The sequence below is a fragment of the Fictibacillus fluitans genome (genome assembly GCF_030418125.1).
GTDB lineage: Bacteria > Bacillota > Bacilli > Bacillales > Fictibacillaceae > Fictibacillus_C > Fictibacillus_C fluitans.
The window spans coordinates 1-15,079 of sequence record NZ_JAUHTR010000030.1; the positions used below are offsets into that span (position 1 = coordinate 1).

At 45.1% G+C, this 15,079-nt stretch carries 16 protein-coding genes, 1 tRNA gene, 1 other RNA gene and 1 other annotated feature; of the genes, 5 read left to right on the forward strand and 13 right to left on the reverse strand.

Translation table 11 applies throughout. The features are described from left to right. On the forward strand, window positions 1–194 hold a 194-nt coding region (locus tag QYB97_RS24835; protein WP_301168678.1), incomplete at its 5' end, for a hypothetical protein. Between the two features lie 73 nt (window positions 195–267). Here QYB97_RS24835 and QYB97_RS24840 read toward each other — a convergent pair. The 7 genes from QYB97_RS24840 to tadA all read right to left on the reverse strand — a co-directional run bounded on the left by QYB97_RS24840 (window position 268) and on the right by tadA (window position 4,459). Further along, window positions 268–534 (reverse strand): pro-sigmaK processing inhibitor BofA family protein, encoded by a 267-nt coding sequence (locus tag QYB97_RS24840; protein ID WP_301168679.1) that lies wholly within the window; start codon window positions 532–534, stop codon window positions 268–270. Window positions 535–602: 68 nt separating this feature from the next. Continuing rightward, window positions 603–827, reverse strand: coding sequence for a YaaL family protein (locus QYB97_RS24845; protein ID WP_301168680.1), 225 nt, complete (start codon window positions 825–827; stop codon window positions 603–605). A gap of 18 nt (window positions 828–845) precedes the next feature. Next, window positions 846–1,442: a recombination mediator RecR gene (gene recR / locus QYB97_RS24850; RefSeq protein WP_301168681.1), complete on the reverse strand. Its 597-nt coding sequence runs from the start codon at window positions 1,440–1,442 to the stop codon at window positions 846–848. An 11-nt stretch (window positions 1,443–1,453) separates the two neighbouring features. After that, on the reverse strand, window positions 1,454–1,777 hold the full coding sequence (locus QYB97_RS24855; protein WP_301168682.1) for a YbaB/EbfC family nucleoid-associated protein: 324 nt from the start codon (window positions 1,775–1,777) through the stop codon (window positions 1,454–1,456). Window positions 1,778–1,799: 22 nt separating this feature from the next. Continuing rightward, the gene (gene dnaX / locus QYB97_RS24860; RefSeq protein ID WP_301168683.1) at window positions 1,800–3,485 is read right to left on the reverse strand and encodes a DNA polymerase III subunit gamma/tau; all 1,686 of its coding nucleotides are present in this window, start codon (window positions 3,483–3,485) and stop codon (window positions 1,800–1,802) included. A 116-nt stretch (window positions 3,486–3,601) separates the two neighbouring features. Beyond that, an RNA gene (gene ffs, locus QYB97_RS24865) (signal recognition particle sRNA large type) lies at window positions 3,602–3,867 on the reverse strand. A gap of 94 nt (window positions 3,868–3,961) precedes the next feature. Next, window positions 3,962–4,459, reverse strand: a complete 498-nt coding sequence (tadA, locus tag QYB97_RS24870; RefSeq protein ID WP_301168684.1) for a tRNA adenosine(34) deaminase TadA — start codon at window positions 4,457–4,459, stop codon at window positions 3,962–3,964. Window positions 4,460–4,573: 114 nt separating this feature from the next. Between tadA and QYB97_RS24875 the strand changes: the two genes are divergently transcribed. The 3 genes from QYB97_RS24875 to QYB97_RS24885 all read left to right on the forward strand — a co-directional run bounded on the left by QYB97_RS24875 (window position 4,574) and on the right by QYB97_RS24885 (window position 6,634). Beyond that, complete coding sequence (locus QYB97_RS24875; protein ID WP_301168685.1) at window positions 4,574–5,176, forward strand: cysteine hydrolase family protein; 603 nt, start codon at window positions 4,574–4,576, stop codon at window positions 5,174–5,176. 151 nt (window positions 5,177–5,327) lie between these two features. Continuing rightward, the gene (locus QYB97_RS24880; RefSeq protein WP_301168686.1) at window positions 5,328–5,969 is read left to right on the forward strand and encodes a deoxynucleoside kinase; all 642 of its coding nucleotides are present in this window, start codon (window positions 5,328–5,330) and stop codon (window positions 5,967–5,969) included. Further along, entirely contained in the window at window positions 5,966–6,634 is a 669-nt protein-coding gene (locus tag QYB97_RS24885; protein ID WP_301168687.1) for a deoxynucleoside kinase, read from the forward strand. Before QYB97_RS24880 ends, QYB97_RS24885 begins: the two co-directional genes overlap by 4 nt. 98 nt (window positions 6,635–6,732) lie before the next feature. On the opposite strand, the gene QYB97_RS24890 is transcribed toward QYB97_RS24885, so the two are convergent. From QYB97_RS24890 to guaB, 6 genes are all read right to left on the reverse strand, one after another. Next, window positions 6,733–6,825: transfer RNA gene (locus QYB97_RS24890), tRNA-Ser, on the reverse strand. 432 nt (window positions 6,826–7,257) lie between these two features. Continuing rightward, window positions 7,258–8,532, reverse strand: a complete 1,275-nt coding sequence (gene serS / locus QYB97_RS24895; protein WP_301168688.1) for a serine--tRNA ligase — start codon at window positions 8,530–8,532, stop codon at window positions 7,258–7,260. Window positions 8,533–8,879: 347 nt separating this feature from the next. After that, window positions 8,880–9,093 (reverse strand) — a binding site (T-box leader). Window positions 9,094–9,132: 39 nt separating this feature from the next. After that, window positions 9,133–9,717 carry a pyridoxal 5'-phosphate synthase glutaminase subunit PdxT gene (pdxT, locus tag QYB97_RS24900; RefSeq protein WP_301168689.1) on the reverse strand — a complete coding sequence of 195 codons (585 nt, stop codon included), beginning with the start codon at window positions 9,715–9,717 and terminating at the stop codon, window positions 9,133–9,135. A gap of 19 nt (window positions 9,718–9,736) precedes the next feature. Beyond that, window positions 9,737–10,621 carry a pyridoxal 5'-phosphate synthase lyase subunit PdxS gene (pdxS, locus tag QYB97_RS24905; RefSeq protein WP_301168690.1) on the reverse strand — a complete coding sequence of 295 codons (885 nt, stop codon included), beginning with the start codon at window positions 10,619–10,621 and terminating at the stop codon, window positions 9,737–9,739. A 145-nt stretch (window positions 10,622–10,766) separates the two neighbouring features. Next, the gene (locus QYB97_RS24910; protein ID WP_425589848.1) at window positions 10,767–12,068 is read right to left on the reverse strand and encodes a serine hydrolase; all 1,302 of its coding nucleotides are present in this window, start codon (window positions 12,066–12,068) and stop codon (window positions 10,767–10,769) included. 150 nt (window positions 12,069–12,218) lie between these two features. Beyond that, entirely contained in the window at window positions 12,219–13,676 is a 1,458-nt protein-coding gene (guaB, locus tag QYB97_RS24915; protein WP_301168692.1) for an IMP dehydrogenase, read from the reverse strand. A gap of 129 nt (window positions 13,677–13,805) precedes the next feature. Between guaB and QYB97_RS24920 the strand changes: the two genes are divergently transcribed. Further along, window positions 13,806–14,777 carry a YaaC family protein gene (locus tag QYB97_RS24920; protein WP_301168693.1) on the forward strand — a complete coding sequence of 324 codons (972 nt, stop codon included), beginning with the start codon at window positions 13,806–13,808 and terminating at the stop codon, window positions 14,775–14,777. Window positions 14,778–15,079: the final 302 nt, after the last annotated feature.

The following is a 15,079-nucleotide window of genomic DNA, read 5'->3' on the forward strand; positions in this document are numbered from 1 at the left end:
ATAAAATCCCTGACTTACTCTGGCTTTTGTTTGGTTTTCAAAGAACATTTGTTTGCGTCGCTTGTTTTGGCGACTTTATTAGTATATCACTTAGCTACCAACCAAGTCAACACTTTTTTTCAAAAAGTTTTTCTTGGCTGCTTGCCAAATCGGCAAGTAAAGAAGCAGCTCAATTAATATACCATGGTCTCTAATGCTTGGCAAGAGTTTTTATCAAAATAAAAAAAGAATCCTCTTTTGCCGAACAAAAGCTCAGCATCGAGAGGATCATCCCACAATAAAATACTGTATGGCCGCCAGTGAGGCCAGTCCCGGCAGACCGAGCAAACCGGAAATAAAAACAGTGGCTGCATTGATCGGTACGTGGATATCGTAAGAGGCTCCTGCAGTGTTCAGAAAAAACAGCAGCAAGGCTCCGATAGCCAACCGTATCAGCATCTGCCCGGTCCACCTCATCGGCTTCAAAGGAGCTCCTATTAATAGTAACAGCAAGATTGCACTTCCTATAATGGAAATGACCATAACCGGTTGCATACTCATCCTCCCTGCACTTCATATATAGACAATGTATGGAGGATGTCCCAAAAAAAGAACAGGAAGGCTTATTTCAGCCTCCCTGTTGTGACCTTTCTGATTTTCGCTTCCTTTAGCAGAAACAAGTATTTGGCTTCTGTCAGCTTCAATTCATACAAAACCTGGTCTGAGGGCTCAAGGCTGCGTTCGACCATGGCTTTCTGATTGGTCCATACGGTCTTGATTTCATCAAGAGATTGTAAAAGACGCTGATCGCCTTCTTTTCGCAAACGCCCTTTTCGGGAGAAGAACATATTGTATTCTCCTTTTAATTATATTTCGCGTCTGCCTTCCATGGCTTTGGAAAGTGTCACTTCATCGGCGTATTCCAAATCTCCTCCTACAGGGAGGCCATGAGCAATCCGCGTAACCTTTATGCCGGTCGGCTTTAACAGACGGGCAATGTACATGGCTGTCGCTTCACCTTCAATATTGGGGTCCGTTGCCAATATGATTTCCTGGATGGTATCATCCGCCAGCCGCTTTAGCAGTTCCGCAATCTTGATGTCTTCCGGTCCAATTCCTTCAATAGGTGAAATGGAGCCGTGGAGCACATGGTAAAGGCCTCTGAAGTCCTTCATTTTTTCCATAGCGATGACGTCCTTGGAATCATGCACCACACAGATGGTGGTACGGTCTCTGCTGGAATCGTCACAGATCATGCACGGATCACGGTCTGTAATATGAAAGCAATTGGAACAATACATTAAATCGCGTTTGGCGTTTACAAGGGCCCGTCCAAAATCAAGCACATCGTCCTCACGCATGTCTAATACGAAAAATGCCAGACGGACCGCTGTTTTGGGCCCGATTCCTGGCAATTTCATAAAGCTGTCAATCAGCTTTGATATCGGCTCTGGGTAATGCATATGTTAGCCCCCTAGAATAATCCCGGTATGTTCAGCCCTTTAGTGAATTTGCCCATATCCTGCGATACCAGCTCATCTACTTTTTTAAGTGCTTCGTTTGTAGCAGCAAGCACGAGGTCTTGAAGCATTTCAATATCTTCAGGATCCACGACTTCTTCTTTAATATTGACTTCCAGTACTTCTTTATGTCCGTTGACAATCACGGTAACCATACCGCCGCCAGCAGTACCTTCCGCTTTTTTATCCTTCAGGTCTTCCTGTGCTTTTGCCATTTCCTTTTGCATCTTTTGCATTTGCTTCATCATATTGTTCATGTTTCCGCCGCCACGCATCATAAATATCTTCCTCCTAGAGTTTTTATTCTTTTATTTCAATTAATTCTTCTCCAAAAAGCTTTTTGGCTTCAGCAATTAATGGATCTTCCGCTTCGGCCGGGTCCTGTCCGCCATCGCTCCTCTGCTGCTGCTGAATGAACTCCTTTTTCACAGTCTCCCATTCAGGCTGGAGGATGGTTAGCATGGTAAGGGACTTCCCTATTGTACTATAAATTACGTTTTCCACACAGCTGCGAATGTGGTCGGATGACGCCATTTGACTGTGAATTTCATGCTGGAAGGAAAGAAGCACTTCTTTCTCCGAGCAGGCAACAGGTTCGGCACCGGATAAAAGCGCATAGACGCTTACCTTTTCCGACTTGATTTTCTCCATAATGCTTCCCCAGTTGTTTTTCAGCTGGACCAAGTTTGGCTTGGCTGCTTTTTTCAGCATTTCTTTTACCCGGCCGGTATTTGTTCCGCTTCCTTTTCCTGAAGTCCTGAACGTTTTCTTTTCCTGGACAGGAGGTGCATCGGATGAAGCAGGCGCAAGTGCCACACCTTTTTCCTTGAGTACCCGGACTTCATGCTCGAGGTCTTCTATCTTCTTTAACAGGTCCGGACTGGCTCCCGCTGTTTCCTGCCGTTCTTCCTGGCAGATTTTAATCAGGGAAAGCTCCAGAAAAATCTTGGGATGATTTGTCCACTTCATTTCCTGCTGCGACTGATTCAACAGCTCAATGACTTTATAAATCCAGGTACGGTCTGTTTCCTCTGCAAGTTCCCTGAATTCATCATCCACTTTTACCCGGTCCAGTATTTCTTCAAGGCCCGGCGCCGTCTGGTATAAAAGCATATCGCGGTAGTAATAAATCAGGTCGGTAAGAAAGCGTACAGGATCCTTGCCCTCGGACATGAGCCGGCTGGCAACATTCAGGGCCCTGGCGACATCCTTTTCTTTAAATGCCCTGGCTACCTGTGACAAAAAGCCCTGGGAAACGGCACCGGTCACGGCCAGCACATCTTCGACCTTCACCTCGTCCTCACTGTAGGAAATCGCCTGATCCAGCAGGCTTAACGCGTCCCGCATTCCCCCTTCAGCCGCACGGGCAAGAAGGTGGAGTGCGTCATCATCCGGAATGATGCTGTTGGAATCAAGTATGGTCTTCATCCGGTTAACGATGGAATCACTGGAGATCCGTTTAAAGTCAAACCGCTGGCAACGCGAGATGATCGTCAGTGGGATTTTATGTGGCTCTGTTGTAGCAAGAATAAAAATAACATGGGGTGGAGGCTCTTCGAGCGTTTTAAGCAGGGCGTTAAACGCTCCGGTTGAAAGCATATGAACCTCATCAATAATATAGACCTTGTACCGGACAACCGAAGGTGCAAATTTCACTTTATCCCGGATATCCCGGATGTCGTCCACTCCTGTATTGGAAGCAGCATCAATTTCCAGAACGTCTGAAATGGATCCGTTTGTGATTCCAATACAGTGATCACATTCATTGCACGGTTCCGCTGTTGGTGCCTGGACACAGTTTACAGCCTTTGCAATAATTTTGGCCGCACTTGTTTTTCCCGTTCCCCGCGGGCCTGAAAACAGATAGGCATGGGAAAGCTTGTCCTGAACAAGTGCGTTCTGGATTGTCTTGGTGATATGTTCCTGTCCGACCACGTCATGAAAGGACTGCGGCCGCCAGACACGGTAAAGCGCTTGATAGCTCATCCCATGCCCTCCTTCATTCATGTTTTAAAATTAAAGTCTCTATCCTCTATTATACTGAAAATCAGCAAAAAACTCACCCCATAAGGAGTGAGTTATTGTTTTAAGTATATAAAATGCCGCGCACCTCTCTTTGGAATAGCCAGCCTACGCGTTACCCAGGCAGTTAGCTCGATCCAGGCTGCCCCACGGCACACGAAGATGACCACTTACTGCTGCTTCCTTCCGGACCTGACAGGGTTCATGGGTCCCCGTTGCGCAGGACCCGAATGTCAACACCACTTACATGGGTCAGACCGTACGCTGGACTAACCGAGGAGAGGAATTCAGCCTCGCTACAGCGGATTGCGAGTACAGGGCACCGCTACCTCCCCGCCTAGCGCGACAAAGTGTATAACATTGTTAGGCACATATCAAATGTGCAAGATTAAGTATACAACGGCAGCTCCAAAAAATCAACCCGGACCATATATTTACAATTATTGGCGGTCCTGCAGTCTTCTTTTTTCTTTATTTCGTTTTCTGAGTCCCCGAAAGAAGGCGGAAAGCATCTCGCTGCATTCCTCACCCCGCACCCCTGCCGCCACCTCGCATTGATGATTAAACCGTTCATCCTCCAGAAGGTTCATCAATGTTCCTGCACAGCCGCCTTTGGGGTCTGTTGCGCCATATACTACCCGGTCGACTCTCGAGAGGACGAGCGCGCCCGCACACATGGCACACGGCTCAAGGGTTACATACAGCGTACTGCCTGAAAGCCTCCATGCCTCAAGCGTGCTGCACGCCTGATCAATCGCCAGCAGTTCCGCGTGCGCAACCGCACGGTGTTCTGTCTCCCGGCGGTTATAGGCTGCAGCGATCACTTCATCATCCTTCACCAGAACGGCACCGATCGGCACTTCTCCGATTTCTTCCGCCTTTTTGGCTTCCTTAAGGGCAAGCGACATATAATACTCGTCTTTTTCATGTTGAAGCATTGTTTTCAGACTCCATCTTTGTGTTTTATGTGATTATACAAAAGGTTTTGCTAATAATAAAGAAAGGAATAGATATGAGTACGCGAGACAGACTTTAAAAGGAGTGAGTTTACTTTGTCCTCATCACCATCTTATCCCCCTGTGGCTCTGTTAATCATAGATGTAATCAATGACTTTAATTTTCCTGAAGGTGAGATGCTCCTTGAGCAGTCACTGCCGGTCGCCCCTCATATCGCCAATTTGAAAAAAAAGGCAAAGGAAAAGGGCATTCCTGTGATTTATGTTAATGATAATTTCGGTAAATGGCAATCGGACAAGCATAAGCTTGTTGATTATTGTCTTGAAGAAAAAGGGAAGGAATTTGTGGAGCAGCTTACACCCGATGAAGACGACTTTTTTATTATTAAGCCCATGCATTCCGCTTTCTTTTCTTCACCCTTATCCACCCTTTTGCACGATATGAAAATCACAAGCCTGATCATGGCGGGCGTGGCCGGGAACATTTGTGTTCTTTTCTCTGCCAATGACGCCTTCATGCGGGATTTCACCCTCTATGTGCCTGAAGATTGTTCTGCATCGAATATTGCAGAGGATAACGAACGCGCGATTTTGCTTATGAAAAACACCCTTGGTGCGGATACAACGAGTGAGAGTGACCTTGACCTCGATAAGATCACAAGAGAAGCGGAAGAAAACAAAAAACGAACGATGTTTTGATGACCGGCGCCAGGATGTTTTAGCAAACATCCTTGTGATGTTTTAGCAAACATCCTTATAAATGATTTAGTTCTACTCCCTCCGCTCTTCATATGCTACAATATCTTCTGTCTGTTATTTTTTTGTAAGTGAAGTTAGGGAGGAACACAGCATGAATTCTACCCCCTTTATTGCAGTTGAAGGGCCGATTGGTGTTGGAAAAACATCATTAGCAAAAGCCATCTCAGAACATTACAGGTTTAAGCTGCTAAAAGAGATTGTAGAAGAGAACCCGTTTTTGGGGAAGTTTTATGAAAACATTGAAGAGTGGAGCTTCCAGACTGAAATGTTTTTTCTCTGCAACCGCTACAAGCAGCTGGAGGATATACAGAAACTTTATCTGAACCAAAACACCCCGGTTGTGGCTGACTACCATATTTTTAAAAACCGAATTTTTGCCGAACGTACACTTACCGGCAGGAATTATGATAAATACATGCAAATATTTGATATCCTAACCGAAGACATGCCGGTTCCGAACATGATCATCTATTTGAATGCAGGACTGGAAACATTGCTCGAACGCATTGAGCTTCGCGGCAGAAATATCGAAAAGCAAATGGATCCCGCGTATCTGATGCAGCTCGTTTCGGATTACGAACTGTTCATGACTGCTTTTCAAAAGGAACACCCTGAAATCCCTGTTCTCACCTTTAATGGAGATGATCTGGATTTTGTAGCAAACAGCAGTGACAAAGAGCGGATATTTGCCGAAATTGAAACCACCCTGCATAAAGGAGAATTAACCCGATGAATTTAGCACAGAAGTACAACATTCCTTTAGACGCTGTGATTACAGTGGCAGGTACAGTAGGAGCTGGCAAATCGACACTTACTTCCGCACTTGCTGAAGCATTAAACTTCAGAACATCCATGGAAAAGGTAGACAACAATCCGTACCTCGACAAGTTTTACAAGGATTTTGAGCGATGGAGCTTCCATCTCCAGATTTTCTTTTTGGCCGAGCGTTTCAAGGAACAAAAGCGGATGTTTGAATATGGCGGCGGTTTTGTTCAGGACCGCTCGATTTATGAAGATACCGGCATTTTTGCAAAAATGCACTATGACAAGGGAACCATGTCAGAAGTGGACTATGATACGTACACACGGCTGTTCGAGGCAATGGTCATGACACCCTACTTTCCGCATCCCGATGTGCTGATCCACCTTGAGGGATCGCTTGAAGATATACTGGAACGGATCAAACACCGTGGACGCCAGATGGAACAGGATACCCCGGTTGATTACTGGATCGAAATGTATGAGCGGTATGAACAGTGGATTTCCAACTTCAATATCTGTCCTGTTCTCCGCGTCAACATCAATGACTATGATCTCATTGGGGACCCGTCATCCATTGAGCAAATCGTTGCCAAGATCGCACAGAAAATCGAAACTAAACGAGAAGTACGTCTATAATAGAAATCCTCCCCGGAATGTATGGGGAGGATTTTTTTCTTTCTTAAAATAGAAGCAATAAAAAAACACCTGCACAAGGCAGGTGTGTTCATTATGTATGGAGGAGGTAGAGGGATTCGAACCCCCGCGAGCCGTTAAGCCCCTGTCGGTTTTCAAGACCGATCCCTTCAGCCGGACTTGGGTATACCTCCGTGTACTGACAAAAAATATATTACCATGTAATTAACCTTAAAGTCAACAGATTCCCATAAAAATATTCTCTTTTTCATTCTATGCATTCCAAGGTTAAATTGACACGGTATAGTAAATAAAAAGGGGGATGAAGAAATAAAGAAACTTAGGATTGCCATATTACTGCTGCTGATAGGCTTTGCCTACCTGTTGTACCGCCTTGGCCAAGAAACACTGTACCTACCCCGCTTTTCGATTAATGCCAAAAACCCTGTCACTATACAATGGAACAGAATCAGCATTGATACTCAATTTGTAAAAGGAGATCCCGGCTCCATCCATCAAATCTGGATGACTCCTGTTTACGGGTTGATCCTCATTGCCCTTCTCCTTACCGCCCTGTCCTTTAAAAAAGATAAAAAAAGGAAGGGAGATTGAATTCTCCCTTCGCTTTACTTAATAACTTCCTTGTTCCCCATGTATGGACGCAGTACTTCAGGAATGACAATGCTGCCGTCTTCCTGCTGATAATTTTCCAGAAGCGCGGCAACCGTTCTCCCTATCGCAAGACCGGATCCATTTAAGGTATGAACATATTCCGGTTTTCCTTTAGCTTCACGGCGGAAGCGGATTTGTGCACGCCTTGCCTGGAAGGCTTCAAAGTTGGAACAAGAAGAGATTTCACGGTATGTGCCATAGCTTGGAATCCATACTTCAATGTCGTATTTTTTCGCAGCTGTAAATCCAAGATCAGCCGTACACATGCTGAGCACACGGTAAGGAAGTTTTAGCAGCTGAAGAATTTTTTCAGCATGGCCAGTGAGCTTTTCGAGCTCTTCATAGGAATCCTCCGGCTTAACAAAGCGCACAAGCTCTACTTTATTGAACTGATGCTGACGGATCAGGCCGCGTGTGTCTCTGCCTGCAGAACCTGCCTCAGAACGGAAGCATGCGCTGTATGCCACATAGCCCTTTGGCAATTCCTCAGCCGTCAAAATTTCGTTGCGGTGCAGGTTTGTCACAGGAACTTCCGCTGTAGGAATTAAGAAATAATCTTCTTCTCGGATCTTAAATGCATCTTCTTCAAACTTTGGAAGCTGACCGGTGCCTGTCATGCTTTCGCGGTTTACCATGTAAGGCGGTAAAATCTCCGTATAGCCGTGCTGGTCTTCATGATAATCCATCATCATATTGATCAAAGCCCGCTCCAGACGCGCCCCCGCTCCTTTATAAAAAGCAAAACGGCTGCCGGTTACTTTTGCGGCTCTTTCAAAGTCTACGATATCAAGATCAGTGGCCAGGTCCCAGTGTGCCTTTGGCTCAAAAGAAAACTCTTTAATATCTCCCCAGTGACGGACAGGTACGTTATCATCCTCTGTTTCACCAACCGGAACGCTCTCATGCGGAAGATTCGGCAATGTCAGCATGATGTGATGTAAATCGTCCTCCGTCGTGCGGAGCTCTTCATCAATCGCTTTGATTCTGTCGCCCACTTCACGCATTTCTTTAATCAGGTGATCGGCATCCTTCTTTTCGCGCTTGAATTCCGCAACCTGTTTGGATACTTCATTACGTTTGGACTTCAGCGTCTCCGTCTCCCCAATCAACTGGCGGCGGCGCTCATCCAATTCAAGAAAACGGTCAAGACCGGACAAATCCTCTCCCCGCTTGCTTAACTTTTCTTTCACTTCATCAAAATTCGCTCGAACAAATTTTAAATCCAGCATGTTTTTATCCTCCCTTAATTCCAACCTTTACACAATAACCAGTATTCCATCCAAAAGTTTAGTCCTGCCGTTTCCGAGAACTCTAGGCAGCGAAGAAATCCGCCGCTCCCGGGCAGCCGTTTTAGAAACAAGAAGTTCGAGGCGGCGAAGGTTTGAGGACCCGAAAAACGAAGCCAACATTCCCTCGTAGCCGAACCAGAAGCAAGGAGTTCGAGGCGCCGACGATTCCGAGGACCGGAGTTTAGTTTCCCCTAAATGAGGATCCGAGGAAACAAGGCAACGAAGAAATCCGCCGCTTATGGTTCGGCGTAAACAAATAAAAAACTCCCGTCCCCTACAAAAAAGTAGTAAGGGACGAGAGTTAACCCGCGTTGCCACCCTGGTTGCAGGCATGTGCCTGCCGCTCGGCATTGATAACGGACAATGTGGACCGTGAAAGCTTACTTAATCGTTCAGCTTTCCACTCAAGGATGGATTCACAACTGACTTTGATCGGTTTTCACCTGCCACCGACTCTCTTGGCAAAATCATATTGCTACTGATTCCTGTCTTCGATTTAACAATTAATGTTTGTATAGTAATGTACAACAATTTTATTTTTTATGCAATGACTTTTTTCTTTTCAGCGACCATCTGCACAAAAAATTGATGCAGGCGGTAGTCATCCGTCAGTTCGGGATGAAAGGCTGCGCAAAGGAAATGCCCCTGTCTGGCGGCCACAATGCGGTCGTTATGAATGGATAGGACTTCAACGTCTTCACCGACATCCATAATGTAAGGAGCACGGATGAATACTCCATTTACATCCTCGCCCACACCTTTGATGTGCAGTTCTGCTTCAAAGCTGTCTTTTTGGCGGCCGAATGCATTGCGTTCCACCGTCATATCAATCAGCTCAAGATGCGCTGTATCTTGTCCTTCAATGGTTTTTGCCATCAGGATCAAGCCTGCACAGGTTCCAAAAACCGGTTTTACCTTTGCAAAGGCTTTGAGTGGTTCAAGAAATTCATATTTATCGATTAAACGCCTCATGGCCGTGCTTTCTCCACCCGGGATCACCAGGCCATCGAGATTATTAAGCTCATCAATTCGCTTTACGCTTACTGCTTCTGCGCCGCTTTCCTGTAAAGCATTAATATGTTCCCTTACAGCGCCTTGCAGAGCAAGTACACCTATTTTAGTCATATTATGCAGCGTTCCCTTCTTACCAGCCTCGCTCCTGCATACGGTCTCCAGGAAGAAGCGTGGAGATGTCAATTCCTTTCATTGCGGTTCCAAGTCCTTTGGACAATTGGGCAATCAGCTCATAATCTCTGTAATGAGTAGTTGCTTCTACAATCGCACGGGCAAACTTTTCAGGGTTTGCTGATTTGAAGATTCCGGACCCGACAAATACACCGTCAGCTCCCAGCTCCATCATTAGTGCTGCATCAGCTGGAGTAGCTACGCCGCCGGCTGCAAAGTTCACAACTGGAAGACGGCCGTCTTTTTTGATTTGAAGAAGAATTTCATAAGGTGCTCCAAGGTTTTTCGCCTCTGTCATCAATTCATCTTCGCTCATTGCAGATACCTTGCGGATTTGGCCTTGAATCATGCGCATGTGGCGTACAGCTTCTACGATATTTCCTGTTCCTGGTTCGCCTTTTGTACGAAGCATGGATGCTCCTTCGCCAATACGGCGGGATGCTTCACCAAGGTCACGTGCTCCACATACAAATGGCACGGTAAAATCACGCTTGTTCAAGTGGAATACTTCGTCCGCCGGAGTCAGTACTTCACTTTCATCCAGGTAATCTACTCCCATGGATTCCAGAACACGAGCTTCTACGATGTGGCCAATTCTTGCTTTCGCCATAACGGGGATACTGACTGCATTCAGTACTTCCTCTACGATGGTAGGGTCAGCCATGCGAGCCACTCCGCCGGCTGCGCGAATATCTGCCGGAACCCGCTCAAGCGCCATAACGGCTACTGCCCCGGAAGCTTCAGCAATTTTGGCCTGCTCTGCATTGATGACGTCCATGATGACGCCGCCTTTTTGCATTTCAGCCATTCCGCGTTTAACACGATCTGTACCTGTTTTCAACATGCTACATATCCCCCTATTTATTAACCCAATCTGAGTTTTTGTAATAATCAAATTCACATTCATTTTATCGTAAAACCGATAAAATTCATAGGCTTTAAAAAAATACTCTCCAAAAGCAATGCTTTCGAAGAGTATTTATATGATTTTAGAACCAGCCTTTTACCGTATCAATCGCAGAATTCCAGACACCGCCAAAGAAGTTACCCGTGCCCCTCATGGACATTACAAACCAGTTGGCCTTTTCGACCGCTTTGGTTGTAACTACACTGGCCTGTCCTTTGCCGGAACCATCATTCTGCAGATAGCCCTGATCCTTTTCTTTACCTGTATACTTCAGCTCGATGTGGCCGATTGTTTCACCCTTCTTGAGAGGGGCCTTTAATTTTCCGTCTTTATCAAGATGTTTTTTATCAATCACAAGTACAGGCTTATAGTTTTCTTTTTCACCGTTTTTCACCAGCATGGTTACCGGTTCTTTTGTTTTTACTCCTACTTCCTTGTCTTTACCTTGAATAACAGGAAGAGTTTTTTGCTTTTTAAGCTGATATCCTTTAGGCAGCAATGTTTCTTTTGTATAGTTGTCAAAGCCATAATTCAAAAGCTTTTTTGTTTCATCAAAACGGCCTTTGTAACTATCGGATTTCATTAATACAGAAATAAGTCGTGTGTCGCCACGCTTGGCAGTAGCCGCAAAAGCATAGCCGGCACTGTCAGTGGTACCTGTTTTAAGACCATCCATACCTTTATATCCGTAAACAAGGTCAGGAAGCATCCAGTTCCAGTTTTTCATAAGGATTTTATCATCGGTATCCGGTCGGAACCATTTGGTAGGAATACTTGCTGTATCCAGAACTTCCGGATAGTCGGTGATCAGCTTGTACGCCAGAATTCCAACGGACTTTGCGGACATTTTATTCTCGTCTGTTTTGCTTCCAACAGAGTCAAATCCTTGCAAGTCATTGTTGTTTAAGCCAGTACAGTTAACAAAACGGGCATCCTTGATTCCCATTTCCCTGGCTTTATCATTCATCATTTTTACAAACTTTTCTTCGGAGCCGGCGACAAGCTCAGCAAGCGCAATGGATGCGCCGTTGGCAGAGTAGATCGCCATCGCTTCATAAAGTTCTTTTACATTATATTTATAGTCACTGCGCAATGGGACGTTTGATAGCGAGCGGTTTTGAGAAATTTTATGGGCATATGTACTGATGGCAGTTTTTTGATCCCATTTAATCTTACCGTTTTTAATTGCTTCATTTACCAGGTATTCAGTCATCATTTTCGACATACTGGCAGGCGGCAATACTTGCTCGGCTTTCTTATCATATAAAATCTTTCCTGTATCTCCATCAACTAAAATCGCAGTTTCTGAACTCGATTTAAGTTCAGGAGCAGCGCTTGCTTTATCTGAATATCCAAACACACTGGCTGATAACATTGAAACCATAACGGCGGAAAACGCAAAATCTTTAATTTTGTTGCCGAACAACACTGACACCTCCATACAATTTACACACAAACGTAATTGTACCATAGCAATTTACAAAAAAATAGACAGAGGAATAACCTCTGTCCACTTTTTTTCAAAAATCTATCTTTAGACTGAATAATTTGGTGCTTCTTTGGTAATTTGAACCTGGTGAGGATGACTTTCACGAAGTCCCGCACCTGTAATACGCACAAACTTGGAATTATTTTGAAGATCATCGATTGTCGGAGTACCGCAATATCCCATACCTGAACGAATGCCACCGATGAGCTGGAACAATGTATCGGCCAATGGTCCTTTGTAAGGGACGCGTCCTTCAATGCCCTCCGGAACAAGTTTTTGATTATTTTCCTGGAAATATCGATCGCGGCTGCCCTGTTCCATAGCACCGATGGATCCCATTCCCCGGTATACCTTAAACTGACGTCCCTGATAAATTTCACGCTCTCCCGGGCTTTCGCTGACACCGGCAAGCATGCTGCCCAGCATAACCGCATGTCCTCCTGTTGCCAATGCCTTTACGATATCGCCAGAATACTTGATGCCGCCGTCCGCAATAATCGGAATACCATGCTTGCGTGCTTCTGTGGCACAGTCGTATACAGCCGTAATCTGTGGAACACCGACACCTGCCACCACGCGGGTAGTACAGATGGAACCAGGACCAATACCTACTTTTACAACACTTGCGCCTGCTTCAATAAGATCCCTTGTCGCTTCTGCAGTGGCCACATTACCGGCAATGATTGTCAGGTCCGGGTACTTGGCACGAACTTCCCTGACTTTAGTCAGTACGCCTTCAGAATGGCCATGCGCGGTATCTATAACGATTACATCAACACCAGCTTCGACAAGCTTGTCAATACGAACCATCGCATCCTTCGTCACGCCTACTGCTGCTCCAGCCAGCAAACGTCCCTGGCTGTCTTTTGCTGAGTTCGGAAACTCAATTACTTTTTCAATATCTTTTATTGTAATTAATCCTTGAAGAATTCCTTCATCATCAACCAATGGAAGCTTTTCGATCTTATGCTTTTGAAGCAATTGTTCCGCTTCTTTCAGTGTCGTTCCAACTGGTGAGGTGACGAGATTCTCTTTTGTCATTACATCTGAAATCTGGATGGAGTAATCTTCAACAAAACGAAGATCCCGGTTGGTGAGAATGCCGACCAGTTTTTTGTCGCCGTCCACAATAGGTACACCGCTGATTCTGTATTTCCCCATAAGATGTTCAGCATCAAATACTTGATGATCCGGTGTCAGGTAGAAAGGATCCGTAATAACTCCACTCTCTGAACGCTTAACTCTGTCCACTTGTTCCGCTTGCTGTTCAATTGACATGTTTTTATGGATAATACCCAACCCGCCCTGGCGTGCCATAGAGATGGCCAACTCAGCTTCTGTTACAGTATCCATCCCTGCACTGATAATAGGTACATTCAATTGTACAGAGTCAGAAAGACGCGTTTTTAAAGATACATCCTTTGGCAGTACTGAAGACTTTGACGGGACCAACAGTACATCATCAAACGTTAATCCTTCTTTCTCAAACTTGCTCTCCCACATGCATACTCACCCTTCCATCAATTTTCTTCCTGCAAAATATTATTTGTAGATTAACAACTGGATAAACTACTGTCAAGGAAGGAAGGATAAGTCTAACTTTTCAAAAAATAAAAAGAGAGGAACAAACACATGTCAACTCATACTATTTGGTCTATGTACAGCAGCTTCCTCTCTTCGGGCAGGGCTCAAAAATATCTGTATTCCTGCTACACAAACAAAGGGATTGAACAAGCTGAAAGCAAAAGCTACCAGAGCTGCTACCCCTTTATTTATTTTCTTGAGCACGGTAAGAAGTATTATGATCTGGCCGGTACAGCTCCTACAGAGCTTCAGCCTGTCCTTTTGTTCTACGGAATGATCCAGCTGCTTAAAGCCTGTATCCTGACGGTTGATCCCGGCTACCCGGAAAACAGCTCCGTCCTCGCCCACGGGGTGACGACAAGAAAACGGAAAAAGAAGTATTATGAGTTTCTCCACGATGAAGTAAGAATTCAACGAAGCGGACTTTTTAATCACTTTTCTGCTCAATTGTTTCATGTGAAACATGCTGAAGGAGAAAAGCTGAAAATGAACGATATTATGCCCCTCATTCCCGAATTAAGAGATTTGTTCTGGCATGTGCAAAATGAAAGGGTGAATGTAGCTGTCCTAAGAAAGGACCAGGAACTGATGATTCCTGTAGAAGTTCTTGATGGTCTGTATATGAATACAGACAGGTTCCTCCCCTTCCTGAATGATAACTCGGCCATTACGTATCAGTTGTTGAAAGAAACAAAAGAACACATCATCGTTCATTCATCCAAAGAGCTGCATCCTCTCGAGTGTGAACCATTCAGTTACCATAGTGACGGTAATTATTATTTATATAGCAGCAGGCGTGACATGAAGGAATTGAACGAATGCATGATTCATTACGCTGTGCTCTACAACCTCAGTATGCTGTGCCGTTATGAAACAGAATGGTGGAGTGATATCTTCCACTCCTATACAACCAATGATCTCCCTTTTATCAAGGAGTTTCTCGCCGTAACACAGCATAAGGTTCCTTATTTGCTTGGTGAGTATTTGCGACTGAAGGACGGACCTGGAGATGGGTATTGATTATTAAAAGAAGTGGAAAAGGTAGAGATCTTTCAGGAGAGTTTTTTTAGGTTTTACGAAGAGGAAAAGGACTAATTAGGGGTTTTTGGGTGTGGCTGGAGCTGGAGAGGGGGCTGATTCGGGTCTTTGGGGCACTGTTTGTCCCCCTGGCGATGCGCTATTTGCGGTTCGACACCGTTTAGTTGCGGTACAGGCTTGAATACTTGCGGTTCGACAACGAATACTTGCGATGTTGCCTCCATTACTTGCGGTTCGACACGATTTACTTGCAGATCACGTCATTTTCATCGTTTCGGCAACAC

Coding starts and splice junctions, on each gene's coding strand:
- QYB97_RS24840 (WP_301168679.1), bottom strand. CDS start 534: ATGCAACCGGTTATGGTCATTTCCATTATAGGAAGTGCAATCTTGCTG.
- QYB97_RS24845 (WP_301168680.1), bottom strand. CDS start 827: ATGTTCTTCTCCCGAAAAGGGCGTTTGCGAAAAGAAGGCGATCAGCGT.
- recR (WP_301168681.1), bottom strand. CDS start 1,442: ATGCATTACCCAGAGCCGATATCAAAGCTGATTGACAGCTTTATGAAA.
- QYB97_RS24855 (WP_301168682.1), bottom strand. CDS start 1,777: ATGATGCGTGGCGGCGGAAACATGAACAATATGATGAAGCAAATGCAA.
- dnaX (WP_301168683.1), bottom strand. CDS start 3,485: ATGAGCTATCAAGCGCTTTACCGTGTCTGGCGGCCGCAGTCCTTTCAT.
- tadA (WP_301168684.1), bottom strand. CDS start 4,459: ATGCTTCAACATGAAAAAGACGAGTATTATATGTCGCTTGCCCTTAAG.
- QYB97_RS24880 (WP_301168686.1), top strand. CDS start 5,328: ATGAATTCTACCCCCTTTATTGCAGTTGAAGGGCCGATTGGTGTTGGA.
- QYB97_RS24885 (WP_301168687.1), top strand. CDS start 5,966: ATGAATTTAGCACAGAAGTACAACATTCCTTTAGACGCTGTGATTACA.
- serS (WP_301168688.1), bottom strand. CDS start 8,532: ATGCTGGATTTAAAATTTGTTCGAGCGAATTTTGATGAAGTGAAAGAA.
- pdxT (WP_301168689.1), bottom strand. CDS start 9,717: ATGACTAAAATAGGTGTACTTGCTCTGCAAGGCGCTGTAAGGGAACAT.
- pdxS (WP_301168690.1), bottom strand. CDS start 10,621: ATGTTGAAAACAGGTACAGATCGTGTTAAACGCGGAATGGCTGAAATG.
- QYB97_RS24910 (WP_425589848.1), bottom strand. CDS start 12,068: ATGGTTTCAATGTTATCAGCCAGTGTGTTTGGATATTCAGATAAAGCA.
- guaB (WP_301168692.1), bottom strand. CDS start 13,676: ATGTGGGAGAGCAAGTTTGAGAAAGAAGGATTAACGTTTGATGATGTA.
- QYB97_RS24920 (WP_301168693.1), top strand. CDS start 13,806: ATGTCAACTCATACTATTTGGTCTATGTACAGCAGCTTCCTCTCTTCG.